22 protein-coding genes are annotated in these 21,277 nt (G+C 49.6%); 12 read left to right on the top strand and 10 right to left on the bottom strand.

Annotated features, from left to right (window positions below):
* Nucleotides 1-10: 10 nt before the first annotated feature.
* Nucleotides 11-1,084: a mannose-1-phosphate guanylyltransferase gene (locus GA004_RS08210; RefSeq protein WP_283396843.1), complete on the bottom strand. Its 1,074-nt coding sequence runs from the start codon at nt 1,082-1,084 to the stop codon at nt 11-13.
* Nucleotides 1,085-1,243: 159 nt separating this feature from the next.
* Between GA004_RS08210 and moeB the strand changes: the two genes are divergently transcribed.
* Complete coding sequence (gene moeB / locus GA004_RS08205) at nt 1,244-2,416, top strand: molybdopterin-synthase adenylyltransferase MoeB (RefSeq protein ID WP_283396842.1); 1,173 nt, start codon at nt 1,244-1,246, stop codon at nt 2,414-2,416.
* A 195-nt stretch (nt 2,417-2,611) separates the two neighbouring features.
* On the opposite strand, the gene GA004_RS08200 is transcribed toward moeB, so the two are convergent.
* The 5 genes from GA004_RS08200 to GA004_RS08180 form a co-directional block, all read right to left on the bottom strand.
* Nucleotides 2,612-3,055 carry a hypothetical protein gene (locus GA004_RS08200; RefSeq protein ID WP_283396841.1) on the bottom strand — a complete coding sequence of 148 codons (444 nt, stop codon included), beginning with the start codon at nt 3,053-3,055 and terminating at the stop codon, nt 2,612-2,614.
* A 183-nt stretch (nt 3,056-3,238) separates the two neighbouring features.
* Complete coding sequence (locus tag GA004_RS08195) at nt 3,239-4,021, bottom strand: SDR family oxidoreductase (protein ID WP_283396840.1); 783 nt, start codon at nt 4,019-4,021, stop codon at nt 3,239-3,241.
* A 13-nt stretch (nt 4,022-4,034) separates the two neighbouring features.
* Entirely contained in the window at nt 4,035-5,129 is a 1,095-nt protein-coding gene (locus tag GA004_RS08190; RefSeq protein ID WP_283396839.1) for an Ldh family oxidoreductase, read from the bottom strand.
* 136 nt (nt 5,130-5,265) lie between these two features.
* On the bottom strand, nt 5,266-6,312 hold the full coding sequence (locus GA004_RS08185; protein WP_283396838.1) for a LacI family DNA-binding transcriptional regulator: 1,047 nt from the start codon (nt 6,310-6,312) through the stop codon (nt 5,266-5,268).
* Between the two features lie 131 nt (nt 6,313-6,443).
* Entirely contained in the window at nt 6,444-6,770 is a 327-nt protein-coding gene (locus GA004_RS08180; protein ID WP_283396837.1) for a hypothetical protein, read from the bottom strand.
* A gap of 77 nt (nt 6,771-6,847) precedes the next feature.
* On the opposite strand from GA004_RS08180, the gene GA004_RS08175 reads away from it, so the two are divergent.
* The 8 genes from GA004_RS08175 to GA004_RS08140 all read left to right on the top strand — a co-directional run bounded on the left by GA004_RS08175 (nt 6,848) and on the right by GA004_RS08140 (nt 11,854).
* Nucleotides 6,848-7,102: a glutaredoxin family protein gene (locus tag GA004_RS08175; protein WP_283396836.1), complete on the top strand. Its 255-nt coding sequence runs from the start codon at nt 6,848-6,850 to the stop codon at nt 7,100-7,102.
* Between the two features lie 93 nt (nt 7,103-7,195).
* Entirely contained in the window at nt 7,196-7,786 is a 591-nt protein-coding gene (locus tag GA004_RS08170; protein WP_283396835.1) for a mechanosensitive ion channel family protein, read from the top strand.
* A complete protein-coding gene (locus GA004_RS08165; RefSeq protein WP_283396834.1) occupies nt 7,783-8,010 on the top strand; it encodes a mechanosensitive ion channel family protein in 228 nt (75 codons plus the stop codon). The genes GA004_RS08170 and GA004_RS08165 overlap by 4 nt, the downstream gene beginning before the upstream one ends.
* Nucleotides 8,011-8,164: 154 nt before the next feature.
* Entirely contained in the window at nt 8,165-9,124 is a 960-nt protein-coding gene (msrP, locus tag GA004_RS08160; protein WP_283396833.1) for a protein-methionine-sulfoxide reductase catalytic subunit MsrP, read from the top strand.
* A gap of 27 nt (nt 9,125-9,151) precedes the next feature.
* Complete coding sequence (locus tag GA004_RS08155; RefSeq protein ID WP_283396832.1) at nt 9,152-9,796, top strand: protein-methionine-sulfoxide reductase heme-binding subunit MsrQ; 645 nt, start codon at nt 9,152-9,154, stop codon at nt 9,794-9,796.
* A gap of 196 nt (nt 9,797-9,992) precedes the next feature.
* Nucleotides 9,993-10,658: a hypothetical protein gene (locus tag GA004_RS08150; RefSeq protein WP_283396831.1), complete on the top strand. Its 666-nt coding sequence runs from the start codon at nt 9,993-9,995 to the stop codon at nt 10,656-10,658.
* Nucleotides 10,659-10,666: 8 nt separating this feature from the next.
* Entirely contained in the window at nt 10,667-10,918 is a 252-nt protein-coding gene (locus GA004_RS08145) for a hypothetical protein (RefSeq protein WP_283396830.1), read from the top strand.
* 45 nt (nt 10,919-10,963) lie between these two features.
* The gene (locus tag GA004_RS08140) at nt 10,964-11,854 is read left to right on the top strand and encodes a dienelactone hydrolase family protein (RefSeq protein WP_343218845.1); all 891 of its coding nucleotides are present in this window, start codon (nt 10,964-10,966) and stop codon (nt 11,852-11,854) included.
* A 54-nt stretch (nt 11,855-11,908) separates the two neighbouring features.
* Here GA004_RS08140 and GA004_RS08135 read toward each other — a convergent pair whose 3' ends face one another.
* On the bottom strand, nt 11,909-12,106 hold the full coding sequence (locus tag GA004_RS08135) for a hypothetical protein (RefSeq protein ID WP_283396828.1): 198 nt from the start codon (nt 12,104-12,106) through the stop codon (nt 11,909-11,911).
* Between the two features lie 261 nt (nt 12,107-12,367).
* Here GA004_RS08135 and GA004_RS08130 point away from each other — a divergent pair, with 261 nt between their 5' ends.
* From GA004_RS08130 to GA004_RS08120, 3 genes are all read left to right on the top strand, one after another.
* Nucleotides 12,368-13,309 (top strand): NAD-dependent epimerase/dehydratase family protein, encoded by a 942-nt coding sequence (locus tag GA004_RS08130; RefSeq protein ID WP_283396827.1) that lies wholly within the window; start codon nt 12,368-12,370, stop codon nt 13,307-13,309.
* Nucleotides 13,310-13,896: 587 nt separating this feature from the next.
* Complete coding sequence (locus GA004_RS08125) at nt 13,897-15,531, top strand: sulfatase (protein WP_283396826.1); 1,635 nt, start codon at nt 13,897-13,899, stop codon at nt 15,529-15,531.
* Nucleotides 15,532-15,779: 248 nt separating this feature from the next.
* On the top strand, nt 15,780-17,105 hold the full coding sequence (locus GA004_RS08120) for a sulfatase family protein (protein ID WP_283396825.1): 1,326 nt from the start codon (nt 15,780-15,782) through the stop codon (nt 17,103-17,105).
* Between the two features lie 346 nt (nt 17,106-17,451).
* Here GA004_RS08120 and GA004_RS08115 read toward each other — a convergent pair whose 3' ends face one another.
* The 3 genes from GA004_RS08115 to GA004_RS08105 all read right to left on the bottom strand — a co-directional run bounded on the left by GA004_RS08115 (nt 17,452) and on the right by GA004_RS08105 (nt 21,145).
* On the bottom strand, nt 17,452-18,810 hold the full coding sequence (locus GA004_RS08115) for an MFS transporter (RefSeq protein ID WP_283396824.1): 1,359 nt from the start codon (nt 18,808-18,810) through the stop codon (nt 17,452-17,454).
* 120 nt (nt 18,811-18,930) lie between these two features.
* Nucleotides 18,931-19,548 (bottom strand): 3-keto-disaccharide hydrolase, encoded by a 618-nt coding sequence (locus GA004_RS08110; RefSeq protein ID WP_283396823.1) that lies wholly within the window; start codon nt 19,546-19,548, stop codon nt 18,931-18,933.
* Nucleotides 19,549-19,600: 52 nt separating this feature from the next.
* Nucleotides 19,601-21,145: a sulfatase family protein gene (locus GA004_RS08105; RefSeq protein ID WP_283396822.1), complete on the bottom strand. Its 1,545-nt coding sequence runs from the start codon at nt 21,143-21,145 to the stop codon at nt 19,601-19,603.
* Nucleotides 21,146-21,277: the final 132 nt, after the last annotated feature.

Here is a 21,277-nt window from a genome sequence, read left to right as displayed (position 1 = left end):
CCAAACGGGTCTAAACTCGATCTGGACTCAGACCTTTTACAAGATCCTTGATTTTCTGGGCTTCCTCTTTTTTGCACACCAGCGTAGCATCTTTAGTATTCACGACGATGAGATCGTCCACTCCAATCAGCGCGACCAAATGCCCTTTTTCACCCACTACTATGTTACCTCTGCAATCCTCGAATACCGCTTCCCCGTTTGCGACATTGTCATTGGAGTCTCTCGGAAAGTGACGCTCAATCGCTGGCCATGCTCCTACGTCATCCCAATCAAATGTTGCCGCCAGTGTCACGACATTGTCCGCTTTCTCCATTACCGCAAAGTCAATCGAAATCTTTTCCAGCTCTGGATACAATTCTGCCAAAAGCTCATTAAGGTCGCCTCCTACCTTGATGCGATTCTCTATCTCGTCGAGCCCCGACTTAAGTTTTGGAGTAAACTGAGCCAGCGCATCGGAAATCGCTCGCACACTCCACACAAACATTCCCGCGTTCCAATAGTAGTCGCCGCTTTCCAAATACACCTTCGCGGTCTCCAGATCGGGCTTCTCTTTAAACTCTACTACTTTAAACACTTCAGTCTCATTATAATCACCGGTCGAATCCCCCTTTTGGATGTACCCGTATCCGGTTGCTGGATCCGTTGGACTGATGCCTATGGTCACAAGTTGGGGCCTTTCCTCTGAGGCAAGAAACGCGACATCCAGCGCTTTTTGAAATCCTGACAGGTCACGTACAAGGGCATCTGCCGGCAACATCGCCAAAGATGCATCGGGATCTTTTTCCTTAATCAAGAGCATTGCTAGGCCCACCGCCGCCGCGGTATCGCGCCCTACGGGTTCTGCCACAACATTTTCCCTAGGCAAGCTAGGGCAAACTTCGCGTACCCCGTCCAACTGCTCCACATTAGTAATGACAAAAATATTTTTTGGCTCAATAAATCCCTCTAATCGATCAACTGTCTGAGTCAGCATTGGCTTATCGCCCACGATCGGCAGCAAGTGCTTTGGGCGCTTCAGTCTGCTTGCAGGCCAGAAGCGTTCCCCTTTTCCCCCTGCCATGATAACTACAAATCGGTTTGCCATGACTCATCCAAATCGGATACCAGACATTTGAGGTCAACGATTAATAGCCCAACTCTCCATTCCAAACGGTATTTTCACACAGAATTCCGAAAACGGCTCGGCAACGCGATACGCGATTACAATTGATCTCTCTCTCGTGATTCCTATCAACCAAAATCCATGAGCCCTTTCGCGAACACACTCCAATCTGAGGAACTGGCCCGATACAGTCGCCACATTTTGCTGGATGAAATTGGCGTGCACGGACAGGAATCACTGAAGCGGTCACGCGTTCTAGTGATTGGAGCGGGCGGTCTCGGCAGCCCAGCCGCAATGTACCTGGCTGCAGCAGGGATCGGAGCGCTCGGAATCGCGGATTTCGACAAGGTGGAGCTACACAATCTCCAGCGCCAACTGCTGCACGGCACAAGTGATGTAGATAATTTAAAAACCGAATCCGCTCGAGCGCGGCTCGGCGACATAAACCCCCATGTTTCCGTTGTTCTGCATAATTCTGGGGTGACACCCGAAAACGCGACCAGCCTCTTTGACCAATACGACATCGTCGTCGATGGTTCGGATAATTTTGGCACCCGCTATCTGAATAATGATGCGGCGTACTTCTCCAATACACCCCTCGTTTTTGGAAGCATCTTCAAGTTCGAGGGGCAAGTTTCAGTGTTCAACGACAATCCCGAAGCACCCTGCTACCGATGCCTATTCCCCGATCCGCCACCCCCAGGCAGCGTTCCCAATTGCGGAGAAGCGGGCGTGCTTGGCGCTCTGTGCGGCATAATCGGCAGCATGCAGGCACTCGAAGCCATCAAACAAGTTCTGCAAATAGGAGAATCTCTCTCAGGCGAATTGCTCGTACTCGACACATTGTCTATGCGAACCCGCAAATTGAAAATCAAGAAAGACCCACATTGCCCCCTCTGTGGCGCTGCCCCGGAAATCGAAATGATACGATCAGAGTCGTACCAATACAATTGCGACATTGATAATTCAGATACCGAAAATATGGAAAACGAACCCTACCCAATCGAAATCGACGTGTCCGAAGCGAATCAGATACTGCAAACGGGCAAGGCCGCTTTGATCGACGTTCGCGAACCCTACGAGAACGATATTTGCAAGATTGAGGGATCAAGCCTCATTCCTATGAATACGATCCCAGCCAATTTAGACAGTGTGCCAACTTCTGGTCCCGTTATGCTTTGCTGTCACCACGGTTCCCGAAGTATGCAAGTCACCCAATACCTCCGACAAAAAGGGTATCCCAATGCCATAAATATTGCGGGTGGCATCGATGCCTGGGCCAGGGAGATTGATACCAGTTTACGACGGTACTAGGGTATTTTTCAATTAGTCGGTCATGCCCGTGTGAGTGAGAGAACTCTAGCCCCGCAGGTAGGGCCCGGCAAGCCGCGTTTGTTGATCGGTTTGCACGGCACGCCGGAACATCGTGCCCTAACTTCACGATCTGCTCAAGGTGCAAAAAAGCCCACTCAATCGAGTGGGCTCAACGAAATTGATCTGAGCGAGAATCTACTTCTTGCGAGCTTTGGTAAGGCCTGCCGCTTTTTTGATATTGTGCAAGGTCGGAACCGATACGCCAAACTTGGCTGCGATAGCGGCGCCCGTCCCTCCTGCTTTCAGAGCCCCAATAATACCCTTTTTCAATTCTGCGGTTATTACGGTACGTTTGGCCCTTTTCTTCGCACCCTTTTTAACCGCTTTCTTTGCCTTGGGGGCTTTCGCTGGCTTTGAAGCTTTAGTCGCCTTCGCCGCCTTGCGTCCACGGGCTTTGGCTTTCTTGGGAGCTGTTCCACCAAGAGTCTGAAGCGCATCTATTAATTCCTGGCGAGTTGCGAATCCAGCTTCTTTATGAAGGTTTTGGATTCTTGCCTTTTGTTCGACTGCTGCTTTCTTTTCGAGAGCTGCAAGTTTTGACTTGGTTTCTTGTATTGCTTTAATCGTGTTTGAAATCATGTCCCTCACCAAATTCCCTTTTTTATATTAATCAACCTATTTTTTCAATAGTGCTAAAAGATCAGCTCATATTTCTTGTTCACTCCGGCACTATTTAGGTGATATCCCTTAAGAATTTATATTCATCCTACAGCATTTTCTATATTTCAAGCGTGAATTTCTTTTGGGTAATATTAACTCAAACTATATCGTCATGGATGCATAGCCACCATCCACAACAAGCTCTTCACCTGTTATAAAAGAACCCGCACTACTGGAAGCCAGTAACAACGTTGCCCCAATAAGTTCTTCCGCATTTCCAAAACGATTCATTGGCGTATGCCTCATTATGCTTGTCACTCTGTCTTCCGTCAGGACTTTGCGGTTCTGTTCCGCTGGAAAGAATCCCGGGACGATCGTATTCACTCGAACATTATACGGCGCCCATTCGCGGGCGAGATTCTTACTGAGGTTGTGCACGGCGGCTTTTGTAAGGGAGTAAGTAAAGACTCTCGATAGAGGCACTAAACCAGACATCGAGCCGACATTAATAATTGAACCCCCATCATCCTGCCCGACCATTTGGGCACCGAATATTTGGCTCGAGGAAAAAACCGATTTTATATTCAACTCTATTAGAGACTGAAACTCTTCATCAGAAATATCAAAAAAGGGAGTAGCTGAGTTGCCACCTGCGCCATTCACCAGTATATCAACTTTTCCATGACCTTTAAGAACCGAATCCAAAGCCGACTGAATAGACTCTCGCTTCGTCGCCTCAAACGGAAGAAACGCAGCGGATCCGCCCAGGGATTCTATTCGGGCAATTTTATCCGCGGCTTTTTCGGCACTGCGTCCGAGGAGGTAGACAAATGCCCCGGCTCCGGCAAGCCCCTCAGCCATGGCTCCGCACAATTCACCCGTTCCCCCAGAAACGACCGCAACCTGACCCTCGAGACTAAATAGTTTTTCGATGTATGAGCTCATATTTTATTTTAAGTTATAAAGATACCATTTTTAGCGATTCCAAATCCCAAGACGATTTTCCGCACTCCACCGCTAATTCACTGAACTCCTTCACCTCTGCCTCCGAAAACAGCAAACCTCCATGCTCCTCGGTCAGTTTCGCCGCATTCGCCTCCAGCTGACCCGGCAATAGACAATTCTCATTTCCGTGACCCAATATATCGTCGATAACCGCTTTTATATTAGCTGCCTGATTCCTCCCTTTGGCAAAGAGCCCACTTGAAATCGCTTCGGGATGAATCAATTGAAAAAAGAAACAAGTTCCCCTCTTTTCGGCATCGGCTTCCTCGATCCACCGGTTTCGTATCGTTGGCAGAGAGCCGCCAATAAGCCCGGCAACCAATTCGTTGATCAATGACAGACCATACCCTTTGTGGGCACCGAATGGAAGCAGAGACACCGCTTCAAAGGGGTCTTGAGTTACGTTCCCGTCCTTGTCCACCGCCGCATTTGGAGGCAGCATCATTCCTTCTCGCTTGAATTGCTCGACCCGGCCCATGGCGACCACGGAGGTGGCCCAATCAATTACTATCGGAAAACCAACCACCTCGGTGGTGGGAAAGCCCCAAGAATGAGGGTTGGTTCCCAAGGTAGGATATTTGCCCTGATATGGAACGACCTCTGTTAATGCTGACGTACAATTGGTGTAGGCTAGGTAACCTCGTCGCGCCGCCTCTAACATGTATCCTCCACCCCACAAATAGTGGAAAGCATTATCTACCGCAACAATCCCCACTCCAAATTCATCCGCTAGTTGGATACACTTTTCCAGAGCCCGGTAGCCTGTGGATTGCCCGAGTTTTTGCTGCGCGTTCCAAATCTTAACAGCAGGAAACCTCGATGGCATTTCGATAATTTCAGCTCCCGGCACACAGCCCTTGGAGCCACTACCAAGCATATCGTCCAAGTGGAGGGCCTTAATCGCATTGTGCGTACGAATGCCGTGCCGCGAAGCTTCGGCGCAAATACGGGCCGCATCTTTCCCTTCATCCTCAAAATAGCCGCGCTTCAAATAAGCCGCGGAAACAACTTCGTTATGCACTTTTTCAGATACTACAAAATAGTTCATACTCGCTTGTTTCAATTGAAAGGATTCTCAGGATCATGACTTTTGCTCCTATTTGGAGTCCTGCAAGGAATTCGGCACCATCCTTCCTGAGGCATCACAGATTCTCGGGCCCGTAAAGCAATAGGACATTCTCACACTATTGGGCGAAATCACGCGATTTTCCGGCTGGCGCCATCGACTCACCGAGCACCAGTTCTGGTTCTACAAGTTTTGCCTCCACCTCGTCTTGTAGGCCTTCCACTATTTGCTGAACCAGCATTTCAACCGCTTCCTCAGTAAAGTACTCAATTCGTTGATCGACACTCGCCAAAGTGGGATGGAGGTGCGACGAGCAGTCAAGATTGTCAAAGCCGATCAAAGAAACATTACCTGGTACCGATAAGCCATTTTCCAGAAGCACGCGCATCGCTCCGATCGCTACTTGGTCGTTAATCGCCATGATCGCCGAACAATCACGGGCCTCCACCAAAAACTTGCGACCTAGCTTCCGTCCCGCATCAAAGTCCATTCTCCGACTTTCCTCATCGATAATAAGCTTTACACTTTTGCCCCACTCCAGTCCGAGCTCTTTGGAAACTTTGTCCAGACTGGCCACTCTCTCTGCTCCATAGATAACATCCTGCCGAATTCCAAGCACTGCGATCTTTCGATGTCCCAACTCATAAAGCTTCTCTAACGAAACCCTCATCGCGTAACCTCTATCTAGGCTAATTCTGGGCAGGTCGGATTCGGAAAAGGGATCAATCACTAGCACCGAAAGCGAGTTGTTGTTGCGAAGCTCTCTAACGAATTCGAGATTTACAGCCTGCGGCCCACCCACAAAAATAATGCCTTCTACTTTTAGTGAGAGAAAATGACGAATCACCCTATTTTCAGCTGCCGCATCATCCTCGATCAGTTCGATGATAGCGCTGTACCCACGCCTGCGAAGCGAATCTTGCAATGCGATCAACTTTTTTGAGAACACCGGCGTCCCGAAAGTGTGAAAACAGATCCCGACTGCTCCCGTCTTCCCTCCTCGAAGGCCGCGAGCGAGCGCGTTGGGGCTGAAACCGAGCGTCTTCATTGCTGCATTAACCCGCTCTACCGTTTCTGCCTTAACACCCGCGTGGCCATTCAAGGCTCTGGAGACCGTCCATCGCGACAACCCTAGATAATCAGCTAATGCGAGGGTTGTATTCACCTTTTTAGATGATTTCTGCGAGATCATCGCCGAGTTTTCACACACGTGTTTGGAAAATGCAACTTATAAAATTGGCTACACAGCGCGCCAATACAAACTGGTATCCATTAATCGGTGGAGTTATATGCTATTCATGACGAATTTGCTATCCGCAAATCAAAAAAGATCTCGTCACTCGCTCGGAAGGAACCGCTGAAAACCAAATAGGCTCCTCGAACGCTTTTCGCGATTTCCTCGCGGTATAGAGTTGCCAGATCGCTGTGTATCACGTAACTTACTTTCGGCAAATCAGATACCCCAGCATTCGTTTTCACTTGTTCGACCTTCGTTGCTCCTGGAATGACAACTGATACCGCATCGAAATCGACGAAATACTTCGCAATCGACCCGGTCAACCGGGTGGTCGAGTCGGACAGGGGCGCCCAAGAGGTCCAGGTAGGCAAATCTAGCTCTTGCATTGAGTTATCTCTTTAAAAATTCTATTGCAGCCAATAGGACCTGTTGTCCGTAGTAACCTCCTAGTCACGAAATATCTATGAAACCGAACTCACTTCGACTCTACATAAAACCGTACTGTGGATGGTGCCACGAAGCCATCGCTTGGCTAAATGCCCACGGATTTGAGTACACTCAATTGGATGTCACTTCGGATCCCACTGCGGCAAAAGAGATGCGTGAGCTTACCGGGCAGTCCAGCGCTCCTTCAATCGATATCGACGGCAAAATATTAGCTGATTTCGACACTCGCGAACTGGAAACTTTCCTGACTAAGCTCGGTATCGAATATTGAAGCAGAGTCGGACCCGTGAGGGTTAAGAGTTAAATCGCAAGCATCTGAGATTCGCGCTTGTCCCAAACTCTATGTTTCCTATAGTACAACTCTATGCCTGAAGAAGTCGACCAATTACAGTCCATCTTCGAAACGTATACGAACAAGCTGATCGACTACTCCCCTCAATTGATCGCGGGAATGATCATCTTGATTATTGGGTTTCTTTTCGGCTCCTCGCTTTCAAAGCTCATTCTTCGTGTTTGCACGAAGCGGGATATAGACGTCACTCTTTCCCGGTTTTTCGCGAGCTCCATCAAACTACTCATCGTTCTGCTGTTCCTATTCATCGCAATTAGAAAGATCGGCGTAGACATAAGCCCATTTATCGCCCTCCTCGGTGCAGGAGCCCTCGGTCTCAGTTTAGCTATACAAGGTCCGATATCGAACTACGGAGCGGGTATAGCGATAATTCTCACTCGGCCATTCAAAGTCCACGACCCGCTCACCCTACACGGGTGCACGGGGATTGTTTCTGTCGTCAGCCTTGGCTACACTCAACTCGAGATCGAGGATGATCAGGTCGTCACGATCCCGAACAAGAAGATTCTCGGTGAAATTTTGACGAACTCGTTTACGGTTTTAGTCGTCGAGGGTATCGTCGGGGTTGAATACGCCTCCGATCCCGAGCAGGCGATTAAATGAGTCAGAAACGCTCTAGCAAAAGTGACTGGCATCGATCCGGACAAATCGGCATCAAGGAATTTGGAGATTCGTCCATAAATACCGAATACCGCTATTGGGTGAAAACCAACGACTACTACCCCATTCAATACGCTGCCAATCTGGAAGTATTCAAAGCGCTCAAAGATGCCGATATCCCAATCCCGCAAGGAGATGTTCATCTAATAGCGCGAAAGGATGGCTAGAACCCCTACCTTCCGATCCGATACGGCGGAGAATTTAAAATATTCTGGACATAAAACGAGGACCTCGACGCTATTTCCTGGAACAACTAGCGAAACCTCCCAATCCCTGAGCGGTCTCATTCGTCTAATCTAACAATCGCAATCTCGATTTGCTATGCACATTAGAAAAAACAAGCCCTGGAACCTCCCTGAATCCGCTGCCACCTCGGAAGCCGATTTCATCAATCGAAGGCGATTCCTGAAAGCCGTTGGACTGGGATCCTCAGCCTTGCTCGGCCAATCTCTCGCCCAAGCCGCTACCTATGGGTTTCCGTCTGAAGTGAACCGAGAATTCCGACCAGACGGACTCGAACCGACTGAGTATGATCTGATAAAAGGGTACAACAACTTCTACGAATTCTCCTACGACAAGGGTGAAGTTCAAGACCTAGCTAACCGTGACTGGCAAACAGAGCCTTGGGAAATCGAAATAAAAGGCCATGTAAAGAGGCCTCAGAAAATAGACGTCAATGAGCTTATAAAGAAAGCGGGCGGAATCGAGCAACGGGTCTACCGATTTCGATGCGTGGAGGCCTGGTCGATGGTCATCCCCTGGGATGGATTTCAGCTGAGTACCCTAATGGACATGGTCGAGCCTACCGAAAAAGCGAAATACTTGAAATTTTCGACGTTCTTCGACCCCAATAACGCTCCAGGGCAAAACGGCGGATCCATCGATTGGCCGTATGTAGAAGGTTTGACGATTGAAGAAGCAAGAAACGAGTTAAGTTTTCTCGCGACCGGCATCTACGGGAAAGCCCTCCCCAACCAAAACGGCGCCCCAATCCGCCTTGTAGTTCCTTGGAAATACGGGTTCAAATCCATCAAGTCGATCGTCAAGATCGAGTTTAACAATAGCCGACCCATGAATACTTGGCAGGACTTACAGCCAAGGGAATACGGCTTCTATGCCAACGTCAATCCAACGGTAGATCACCCTCGTTGGTCGCAAGCGACAGAACGCATTATTGGTTCAGGATTCTTCAGTAAACGCAAGGATACGCTCATGTTCAATGGATACGAGGAGCAAGTCTCCCATCTTTACGAAGGACTAAACCTAAAGCGAAATTTCTGATCAGTCGATTGACGGTCGATCCAACGCATGAATCCAGTCGCGCGTTTCCTTCGAAAACGGTGGTCCATCCACCTTCTCCTTTGCACTCCTGTTTTCTATGTATTTGTGCCTACATTACAGAATGATACCACATACCTTGCTGATCCGGCTAAATACCTTCTTGAATACTTTGGCCTAGCATCTACCTACCTTTTTGTAGCGTTATCCATGATAACGCCGCTCAGAAAGATCTTTCCAAAATTCGCGATTGCCAAAAGTATCGCAATCCACAGACGCCAAATCGGGGTCAGCGTATTCCTCTATTCCCTCCTACATTTCCTCATCTATTTCGCCTATATGGGTTCTTGGAGCGAATTCGTGAAGGATTGGGACAAGCTTTTCATTCTCTCAGGAATCGTCGGGTTTGCTCTCTTGCTTTCGCTCGCCGCAACCAGCAACAATTGGTCAGTCAGAAAGCTAGGTGGAAGAAACTGGAAACGGATTCACCGGCTAGCCTACCTAATTATGCTTCTCCTAATTTACCATCAAGCCACCCAAGAGAAGACCGGGTACCGCGAAACCGCTAAGGTTTTTGCCCCGCTCATATTACTCCAAACCGTACGTATTGCGATTTACGGAAAACACGCACTGAAAAATCGAGCCAAGCACGATTCAACCGATATTCCTTCATAGAGAAGCAGTTCCAAAATGGGGTTGCTGGCGGAGCCTCTATGGAATCGCATTAGGTTTCCTTTAACCGCACGCCATGAGAAACAGCAGCGCTTGATCGCGTGGGGGTATTCCCAATTTTTGTGGATAATCTGGTGGGCTCTTCCGACACTCTAGGGCACTATCGATTTGAGGAATTAGACGAGCTCGTTTACGCAGTATGAATACATCCAACTCACTCTCGGCTAGCTACTTTGCCACCGGCTTAATCACCTCGCTGGCAACGATCGTTTATCTTTGCCTTCCTAGGCTCGAGGAAAGCCGGGCCAGTTTATTCTCTAAGCTCGGAATAACGGAATCGGCGCTCGTGCTAGGGGTACTGATCGCAATCATCGCTATCTTCGCGATTCTCTGGCTCAGATTCCAGCAAATCGCTTCACAGCCACTGATCGCCCTTACAAAGCAAGCTGAAACCAACCGTCTAAACAGCGGGTACTCGCCGAAATCCAAACTGATGGAAGTGAATCGCTTCCGCAACCTCCTGAAGAGTCGGGCTCTCATGATCGAGAAAATTGAAGCGGAGTTGGAAGAGCTGAAAGAAAGCAATGTCTATTACAGAACCAAACTCGATACTGCTGAACAAAAAGGAAGCCTAGCCAAAGCAGAGATCGCCGAAAAATCGAAGCTGATTAAAGAAATGCGCTTCGAGCAGATTCACTTGGAGGAGGCAGCAAAACGTCTGGATGCAAATCTGGAGCATGAACGGAAGGCTGAGGTGGGCACAGAGATCGAGAAAAGGAATGACGAGATTTGCCCCCAAATGGAACGCACGGTTGAGGAGTCAGCCTACAATACAATCTGGTTTCCCCAATTTTCCAGGATCTGAACACGCCGGTGAGCATCATTAATAAAACACTTGAAAACTTGGACCAGAACTGGGAATCCAGTTCTTGCGCTCGACTGAAATCCGATATCGAAGCCCTGAGAGAACAAAGCGATCATCTACTCGAGTTGCTAAAACAACTAGCAGGAGATAATCCCAAAACTTCAGAAAACAGCTACGAACGGACCGACGTTATCGCCGAATTTCCGAAACCTGAAGCTTCCGAGAAGGAAGCTGCTGGTGAAGATGCAATCAACAACTAGCCCCATTAATATATGAATTCCAAAGAAGACATTCTCCTCGCTGACATCGAACGAAAAAAAGCCTCCGACTTTCCACAGGAGCTTCTGGATATTTACGACGAGTATGTGCACGGGATCATCGACCGCCGCACGTTTTTCAACAAGGCCGCCAAATTCGCGGTCGCCGGATTAACTACCGCGGCTCTGATTGAGTCCCTCAGTCCCCACTACGCCTGGGCAGAGCAAGTTTCCAAATCGGATTCGCGCTTAAAAATCGAATACGTAGAATACCCGTCGCCGAATGGCCACGACAAGACGCGAGGCTACTTAGCCCGACCAGCAAACACTAGCGGGAAGTTGCCGAGCGTATTAGTGGTCCACGAAAATCGGGGACTAAACCCATACATAGAAGACGTGGTGCGCAGAGCGGCCTTAGCGGGATTTCACGCTTTCGCTCCCGACGCCCTTGCTCCCCTAGGTGGCTATCCTGGAAACGATGACGAAGGACGTGCGATGCAACGTAAGCTTGATCGAAACAAGATTACGGAAGACTTCGTAGCGGCCGCAAAATTTTTGCACAGTCATGACCTAAGTAGCCAATCGACAGGAGTGGTTGGCTTTTGCTTCGGCGGTGGCATGTCGAATGCATTAGCAGTTCGTCTCCCGAATATCATCAAAGCAGCAGCCCCATTCTACGGTGCCCAGCCGTCAGCAGAGGACACCAAGATGATAAAGGCAAAGATCCAACTTCATTACGCAGAACTCGATCAGCGCGTAAATGCGGGTTGGCCAGATTACGAAAAGGCTTTGAAAGAAAATGGCGTAGACTACGAAGCGTTCATCTACTCCGGCACGAATCACGGTTTCCACAATGATACCACACCACGGTACGACGAGGACGCCGCCAAGTTGGCTTGGGAACGCACGGTCGCTTTTTTTAAGAAGAATTTGTCATAGTTCTGCCTTTCAAATAGGTCCTATCCGACGTATGGGACCTTTTGCGGTTCTTTCTTACTTGCAGCGCAGCAGTTCTGCCACCATCGCGTTCCAACCGGTTTGGTGGCTGGCGACTAGCCCTTTGCCGTATTCGCCATGAAAAAACTCGTAGAACAAGGAATAATTCTTGAAATGAGAATCACTCGCATAGATATCCGAATCTCCATGACAAGGACGATTGCCACTTCCGTCCGGCATAAAAAGTCCACTCATTCTTCGACTAATTTCGTCAGCGCATTCCTGCAAAGTTAGCCAGTTGCCAGAACCCGTGGGAAATTCCGCCTTTAAAGATTCACCGTAAAAGCGATGATAACCATGGAGGGCTTCAATAATCAGATAGGAAATTGTGAAACCTGCAAAAAATTAGTTTCAACCAAATCTCTTGCCCCGCTCTTTGGGTCAGTCTAATCGAACAAACACAATTAACTCTCTCGCATTTCAAAGTGCCACTCGATTCGAACTAAACAACCCTCTATGTCTGGACCCAAATCGATCCTCATCACTGGCGGCAATGGAAACATCGCTCGGCTGCTCGCCAATCGGCTGCTCAAAGACAATCACCGCGTCACTTGCCTAGACATCACAGAGCCCCAATCCGAATCCACGGTTGCGGGAGTCGATTACGTCACTGCTGACATTTGTGACGAAGCGACCATTGAGAGCACTCTCAAGTCGAAAAAAACCGAGATTATTTTCCATCTCGCTTCGCTTCTCTCTGGCAGCTCGGAAATCGATAGACGCCGCGCGTTCGATGTAAACGCTCTTGCCACTTTCAATCTCTTTGAAATGGCGCTGGCCAATGGCTTGCCGAGTATCATTTTCCCAGGAACGGGCGCCTCCTATGGATCCGACGTGCCATCAATCCTACCGGAAAACCATCCGCAATGGCCCGAGAACATTTACGGAGTCACAAAGGTCGCGAACGAACGCCTTGGCGTATACTATAAGCTCAAACACGGTCTAGACTTTCGATGTCTCCGGCCCCCACTCGTCCTTTCTCCCTATGCACCCCCTGCCGCGCTGACTGCCTATGCCTCCCATGCCTACGTCGCCGCTGCAAAGGGCGAGACATTCACCTTTCCGGTCTCACGGAACATTGGTATGTCCACTATTTACATTGAGGACCTCGTCGAAGGATTCGTTCAGCTGGCCTTCGCTCCCAAGAATAAACTCCGTCAACACGCCTATAATCTTCACGCTCTTTGCCCTACCGCCCAAGAAATCGCAGACTCTATTCAGAAAGTGAAACCAGATTTTCAATACAACTTCAAATCCGACCCCATAGTAGAAGCGCTTCTTACCACCGCCCCTAATGTTTTTGTCGATTCCAGTGCCCGAAAGGACTGGGACTGGAGGCCAATAAGCGATCTCGACGCCTGTACTGCTGCGGTATTCAAGCTAATAGGCGAACAGTAGAGACGACGCTCGCGGCAATTCCTATTTGTTTTAGAAATTTCTGCGGATCTTGCCAAGTGACTCTCTAGGTATACATTTATAAAATGTTGAACCGGTAGGGTGACGACCTCCGGACGTTCCACATCTATTTTTTATCCGACCCAATTAGCTCAATAGGGGCTTCCGCCATCATGATAGCCCTCCTGACAATCGCAATCTGCGTCAGCATGGTCATTCTCTCAAAATCTGCGAAGTCCAAACAGTGGTTCAGATAATGGATTCGTGAGACGGATACCCTGCTATGTGCCTTTATTTCTATATGATTTCTTCGCTGACTCCCGTTTTGGAACCCCTAAAAATGGAGCGGGCTGAATGCAAGCCTCTTTCAGGCGATTCTCTGCCATTTACCGACAACACCCTAAGCGATTAGATCCCAAATGGGGACCGCCCAAGCATTGGCTCCTCAACCGCAAATGACCGCCCAATCAAATTAACTTGAAACGGTGCCGTTTCCAACGCCATACTCCTAGCGTATGAGACCTACCGCACACCACAAAATTCCGTTTTGCTTATCGCTAATTGTCGTATGCTTATCCTCGTTTCTAGCCATGAACCCTTCATCCGCGAGTCCAAAGGGAGCTTCAAGTCAAACCAATATTCTCTACATCACAATCGACGATTTGAATGACTGGATCGGCTGCCTCGATGGGCATCCACAAGTCAAGACGCCTCATATCGATCGCCTAGCGGAGCGGGGCCTCCTATTTACTAACGCTCATTGTGTCGTACCCGCTTGCAGCGGTTCGCGAGCCGCTAACTGGTCCGGCCTGCTTCCTATTCACAACGGCGTTTACGGTAACGGTCAGAAGATTGAAAGGACCATGCCAGACGCCGAGCTGCTGCCTTTAGATCTAAAGAAACAGGGCTACTACACCATGGGAACGGGAAAACTGCTCCACGGCAAGAGCCAGCGAATGTTTGATGAATATGGACCCGACTACGACAAGTGGATGCCGATCCTGCCTGATGAACGAACCATCTCCGAAAAAGAGTTAAAGGACAGCAGTCCCTACGTGCGCCATGAAATTCCCCGCTTAGGCATTACCATGCCGCTCAATCAAATGCCTCGAGACCGCCAACGCGGGTCCCGCACCATCGATTCGTTTGACTGGGGACCCATCGACCGGCCCGACGAGGAATGGACGGATACGGAAAGCACAGATTGGGCGGTTGAAAAGCTGAGCCAGAAATATGATCAACCTTTCATGCTTGCGGTCGGCTTCTATCGCCCGCATCAGCCACTTTGGGTGCCAAAACGCTTTCACGATATGTATCCACCTGAATCCGTCGTTTTGCCTAAGCAGCCCGCTGACGATCTTGACGACCTCTCGCCTACCGCCCGGGAACTCGCAAGATACGCTCTGACCAGTGGGGCTCATTCCACGGTGGTCGAGAACAGTCAGTGGCGTAACGCAGTCAGCGCCTATCTTGCGTGTATTTCTTTCGTGGACGAGCAGCTGGGTAAGGTACTCGATGCGCTCGACCGTTCGGAGCACGCCAACAACACCATGATCGTGCTCTGGTCCGATCACGGCTGGCAACTGGGCGAGAAAGAGCATTGGGGAAAATTCACTGCATGGGAACGATCAACTCGCGTCCCCTTGATGATTACCCCCCCAAAAAACGCGACGCCTAAAGGCTTCCTGCCTGGCAAACGAAGCCAGAAACCCGTCTCTCTAATCGACGTGTATCCAACAGTTATTGACATGCTTGGACTCAAAAAGCGATCCGATCTCGACGGTAACTCGCTCACTTCCCTTCTCGCCAACCCAAACGCCCACTGGCCCCACGTGGCTTTGTCAACCGTCGGTCGCGGAACCCACACCGTTCGCGTTCCCCGCTGGCGATATATTCGCTACTTCGACGGGAGTGAAGAGCTTTACGACCACCAGAACGACCCCAACGAATGGACCAATCGAATAGACGACCCCGAACAGGCTAACATCGCCAAACGGCTGCGAAACGCCATACCCGAGGACAAAAGCTACTCCCATTTCGTTCGCTACGATCACTTTAAAGCGGTCGTTCCCAGCGATGGCTCGAAACTCATGCTATACGGACCCAAAGTCGAAATGTTCGCGGAGAGCAAAGACGTCTCGAAAGAGTACCCGAATATCGTCAAGCACATTAGCGACTACCTCGCCGCCAATCCAAACGCGCCTAAGCACTTGAATCTGAACTAGGCCTGTTAGAACACGGGTTTAATTTGACCACAATTTCTTGCGAGACCCTCGTAGGACCAGCCCCGACTTCTGTATCCCATAGAACCGTCAAAAAACAGATTATGCTTTCTATGCTGGTTGAATCTGAATAACACATTCACCAGCTTGCCGGTAGCCAAACCATCTTTGACTCTACCCCAAATCTCTCCAAGGTCACGGCATAGCGCAAACGCTGGGCCTCCGTTTCCATTATCTCTCATCGCATAATCATGATCCTAAGAATATTCTGCATTTCCGTTTTCCTGACATCGTTTCACCACGCCGCTTCGGATCGACCCAATGTCGTTCTTATCATGGCCGACGATCTGGGAATGGAAGCGCTAGGTTGCTACGGGGGTACATCCTACCAAACGCCCCACTTGGATCGACTCGCCGAGGAGGGTGTACGATTTGATGACGCTCATGCCGTGCCGCTTTGCACGCCGACAAGAGTTGCTCTCATGACAGGCAAGTATAATTTCCGCAATTGGCTGGCCTTTGGAATTCTTGACCCTGAGGCCAAAACCTTTGGGCACTGGTTTTCAGATGCTGGATACAAGACCTGCATGTCAGGTAAATGGCAGCTCCGAAGCTACAATCCCCCGGACTATATGCCCGAATGGCGCAATCGGGGAATGAGAGCGGAAGACTCCGGATTCAACGAGTACTTTCTTTGGCACACTGAGCATACCGAAGATAAATCCTCACGATATCCCGATCCTCGTATTCAGTCTAATGGGACTTACGTCAAAGACACTAAAGGCAAATACGGGCCAGACCTATACGTGGACTACATCAATGATTTCATGGAGCGAAATTCCGAAGAGCCTTTTTTCGTCTATTACCCCATGGCACTGACTCACGGCCCCTTCAACCCAACTCCCGATAGCGATGATTGGCTCAACGGAAATCGTTTCGAAAGCAATCCCGACAAATATTTTGGAGACATGGTCGAGTACATGGACAAGCTCATCGGGCTTATCGATGTGAAATTGGGCGAACTTGGAATCCGTGAGAACACAATCCTTATCTTCTATGGCGACAACGGGACCCCTCGCGAGGTAACCTCTAAAATGCGGGATGGCCGCGTGATAATCGGAGGTAAAGGATTGAACAATCGCCGCGGCACCCACGTTCCTTTGATCGTAAATTGGCCTGGATCGCAAGCGGGCGGGCGCGTTGTCTCCGATTTAGTGGATACCACCGATTTCATTCCGACTCTTCTTGAAGCAGCCAGTATTCCACTTCCCCAAAACGAAATCTTCGACGGACGCTCTTTCCTGCCTCAGGTAAAAGGGGAAAAGGGCAATCCGCGCGACTGGGTTTTCATCCACCATGACCCTCTACCCGGGCACAACAAAATCGGGCGTAGTCTTTCTCGCTGGATACAGAACAAGCAGTATCAGCTTTTCGACGAAACCGGTCATCACCACTTTTTTGACTACACCACCGATCCCGAATTACTGCACCCCATCGATCTGAGAAACGCCAACGACGAAACCAAGGCCGCTCACGCGAAACTGAAGAGGGCAATGGCGACGATGCAAAACGATTGAGCCAATCTTTAAGTACAGGAGCCTCGACTTGCCCGGGCAGGTCTAAACCGCAATTATCGCGGCGTAAAGCCGCTCCTACATCAACAGCATCCCTATTGGGGAATCTTTTCCCCTTGTTGATCACGTTGTTAAGTACGCTAATGGCTATGTAAAACTACATATAGTTGCCTAATCCCTGCTAGGCAATCGCTGAGCAACTCCTCACCGACCATTTGCGCCTAAAAACAAGCGAATCTCTCCGTAGGGCCAGAGCTCGCGCGGTGCATACATCAACACCATCCTGCTCACCCCGCGGAGAGGGCAAAGTAAATCTCTCAGGGAGCCGCTCGTTTTGTACCTCTTGTCGCTAATCCACAGCCTTCTCCATTTCCGCCTTAATTTTCCGTTGCGGATTATTGGCCCAAAAGGAAGCCACGACAAAGCAGATCGAAAGCGTAAATGTCCCACCAAAAGCGGGAATGTAAGAACCCGTGAGGTCTCTCACCAGACTGAATAAGAGCGGCCCAACCGAACTTCCCACAATCATAGTAGACATAAAAACCCCACTAATCGCTCCTATATGTTTAATCCCAAAATAGCGGGCCGAAAACGCTCCCGATATGGGTCCAAAGCAGCCACTTGTGATACTCAGACCTGCCACGAGCATTGGTATTAACAGACCGTCAATTCGAGTAAGAAGCGAGAATGAAGACAGTCCGATCCCTGAGGCCATTAGAGCAGCGAAATACTTCAGGCGAAAGCGATCACTGAACCAGCCCACAAAGACACTGATGCCTCCTCCAATCAGCGCGCTCGGAAAGAAAAGTCCCAAAATGATGTCGGAAGTCAGGCCGAGTTGCTTGCCCAGATCCAATACGTGGAAAACGTAAGCGGTAATTTGCAATGCTTGGAGGGCAAAGATTCCAGTGAAAACCCAGAACGAAAACGTTCGAACCGCTTCTCCTCGGGTTAGGTCTTTGACAACAGAAAACTCTGGATCGTCTTTCTGCGATTCTCCCGGCCGGATTCCCGCATCTACACTCAAACCACATTCCTGTGGGTTGTCCCGGAAGACGAGCCACCCATACAGAGCAAACCCGACTCCAGTCGCCAATCCTAAAATTTGCCAGGCGGTCCGCCAGCCCGTCGATTGTATCAAGTCATAGAATACTATGGGAGACAGCGAAAAGCAAACGCTCACTCCAATTCCACTAAATGGCAGTACCTTACCCCGGTGATACTTCCACCACTTGGCCACCATGTTTCGCCCCGCCATCGCAACGAAGCCTTGGCCAGTAAATCGAATCAGAAAGAAACCCACGGTTAGGCTAGTGACCAGCATCCACTTAGGAACTGTTTCCAAGCCTACCAACGCGGAAAGCTTAACCGGGATCCAATCCACTACGCTCAAATACAGTAGCGAAACTCCTAGACTGAAACTCGCCCCAACAATCAATTGCCGCGATCCGAATATATCGTAGACCTTGCCCGCCCAGAAGATTAATGTGCCACTCAATGCCGTGCCGATAAAGTAGGCCAAAGCCACCTGTGACCGGGTCAAGCCCAAGGCCACTATCAGCTCATCGTTGAATACATTAATTCCGATGGTCTGCCCGGGAATACTCGCGACCATCCCCGTGGCCGCTGCCACGGCAATTACCCACCCGTAGTGAAACGGTAGCCCTGAGGGTCGGAATGGTACGTTTGGAGCGAGTAGTTTTAGCATCAAGACTGGATTCTATGGAGAAGAAGAAGACCGATTGACCCTGAGACGCGAGTCAAAGACCAAGGACTATCAAAGTCTTTTCAACTAATTCCTAAAATCTACTGCGAGGCTTCTTAATCTTCAAAAAACGTCCACTTCGATTTTCCGAAACTCGAGTAACCCCGGCTCACACTGAATTCCAATGTGACCCGAGAGATTCTTAATACTGGTACAAGTTGTAATGAGCGAGCCATTAAGCGAAATCGACATTTCCTCTCCGCTACAGGTTATCTCATAAGTATGCCACTCACCCGCAGGCTTATACGCTTTGCGCAAGGCATCGAGATCCGACTCGTGATCGAAAGGCGGCGCACCGTAAGGAATCATCGTCGCCAAGGGATAGGTTCCATCCAGCGTGTCCATACACTGCACTTGGTACCCGTTGTCCGGCCAACCGCTCTCATCATCTTTGCTAGTCGGACCTGTACGAACAAAGATGCCACTGTTCGAACCCTTTTCAAGGAACCGAAATTCGATGGTCAGAGTATAGTCGGCGAACGTATCCACGGAACGGAGCCAGCCCACCCCTTTGTCTACTTTTAGCACTCCATTTTCCGCTGAAAATCTCCCGCCACTCTGAATCTCCCAATTAGCCAGACTCTTTCCGTCAAAGAGGGAAACGACCTTTCCCGAGTTAGAGCAACTACACAAAAGCGCACTCGTTGCGAGTACGATCACAAAGCTGAAAATTTTATTCATAATGGGAGTTTTCTCCTAGTCCGCTGATAGCGGGAGCGATTGAATACCAGAGCTACTTCCCTGCAGCAGCCCAGTCTTTCATCTGCTTGATATTTCCAGCCAACACCTGCAACTGTTTAGGATCGCTTCCTCGCGATTGCAAATAGACCGCCATATCGCTATCATACATTCCCACCGGCTCCGGTCCTCGATCACCTGTAGCTTTAATCCAGCTATCCAGTCGACTTCGCAGGTCCTTTAAACGTTTCCGATGCTTCGGGTCATCTGCTAGGTTGTGAATTTCAAAAGGATCGTTTTGGAGATCGTACAATTCTTCTTTCGGTCGAGTTGATTCGAAAATACGTGCCTGAACTTCGTTAAGCATGCCTGCCTCGTTAGCCTCACGCAGTACTTTGATAATCGATTTCCCATCCTTATATCGGTTCGGCTGCATATGAGGACGGTTGGGAAGAAAGTTCCGAATATACTTGTAGCGGTCCGTCCGGATGCAACGCATGTGCTCCACCGTTTCATCACAACGATCGCGAGCGGAGAAAATCGCAGTCCTCTCAATGTAATCTTCGCTCAGGATATTCTTGGCCTGCATGTGTCCCGGAATTTCTATATTCGCCAGTCCCAAAGACAAGGCTGCGATATCAATATGCTCGACCAAATCGGTTCGAACTGCACCGGCCGCAAGCCCAGGTCCGCTAACAATTAGAGGAACATGAATCCCCTCCTCATATAGGAACTGTTTACCACGAGCGTGACTAATTCCGTGGTCCGTCATAAAAAGCACAACCGTGTTTTCGAAGTCCCCTTCTCCCTTCAACCGAGCAATGACATCACCAACAAACTTATCGGTCAGTCTCACTGTATCCAAATAAGCAGCCCAGTCTTCTAAAAGTACCTGATCATTGGGATAGTAAGGAGGCAACGTTACATCCTTGGGATCAGTCACGGACCCAAACTCTTCTTTTATTCTCTGAACGAATCTTCTCGAAGCTTCGATATCCCCTCCCCGGTGTTTCCCACCTCGGAGCTGGATCTGAGCGAAGAACGGCTGGCCCGGCTTGCGCTTGCTCCAGTCCGGACCGTCATATATGGAACGATCCCATTCAAAGTTGTAGTCGGTTTTACCGTTGTTCGACCGGTCTTTGTTCGGCCAGCCCGTTATCGCTGTGTAATAGCCCGCCTCTTGAAAGTATTCCGGAATGGGACGAATGCCTTCGGGCAAGCGGATTTTGATTTCTCCACGTCCGCTGCGATGATGATGCGAACCAATTGTGGTCTGGTACATTCCGGTGATGAATGCCGAGCGATTGGTCGAGCATACCGGGGCGGTCACAAAGGCTTGGGTAAACTTAATCCCGCTCGACGCTAACTGATCGAGATGCGGCGTCTCGATCAACGTCTCTCCATAGCAGGAAAGGTTCGCCGACATATCGTCCACGATAATCCAGACGATGTTGGGTTTCGACGAGCTCACCCCAGGTGATCGGGAGTCCTGGGCGTTCAATGACTGAAGCATCAATCCAGCCAAAAGGTACCATGCGGTGCTGCCTATTCGCCAAACGCGATTTCCAATTGAGAAAGGGCCCTTAATTCGAGTTATCATAAATGTACGAAATAAGATACTAAAAATTCGTTTTCCATCAAGTGGATTAGATAGGTGGCCCGTATTCGTATTTTCCCGAACGGGATACACCCCGACTGGCAGATAGAGCATGTAAAAGAACATCGCCAATCA

It is taken from the genome of Candidatus Pelagisphaera phototrophica (genome assembly GCF_014529625.1).
GTDB classification, from domain to species: domain Bacteria; phylum Verrucomicrobiota; class Verrucomicrobiia; order Opitutales; family Opitutaceae; genus Pelagisphaera; species Pelagisphaera phototrophica.
This window is presented reverse-complemented; position numbering and strand designations above follow the sequence as displayed.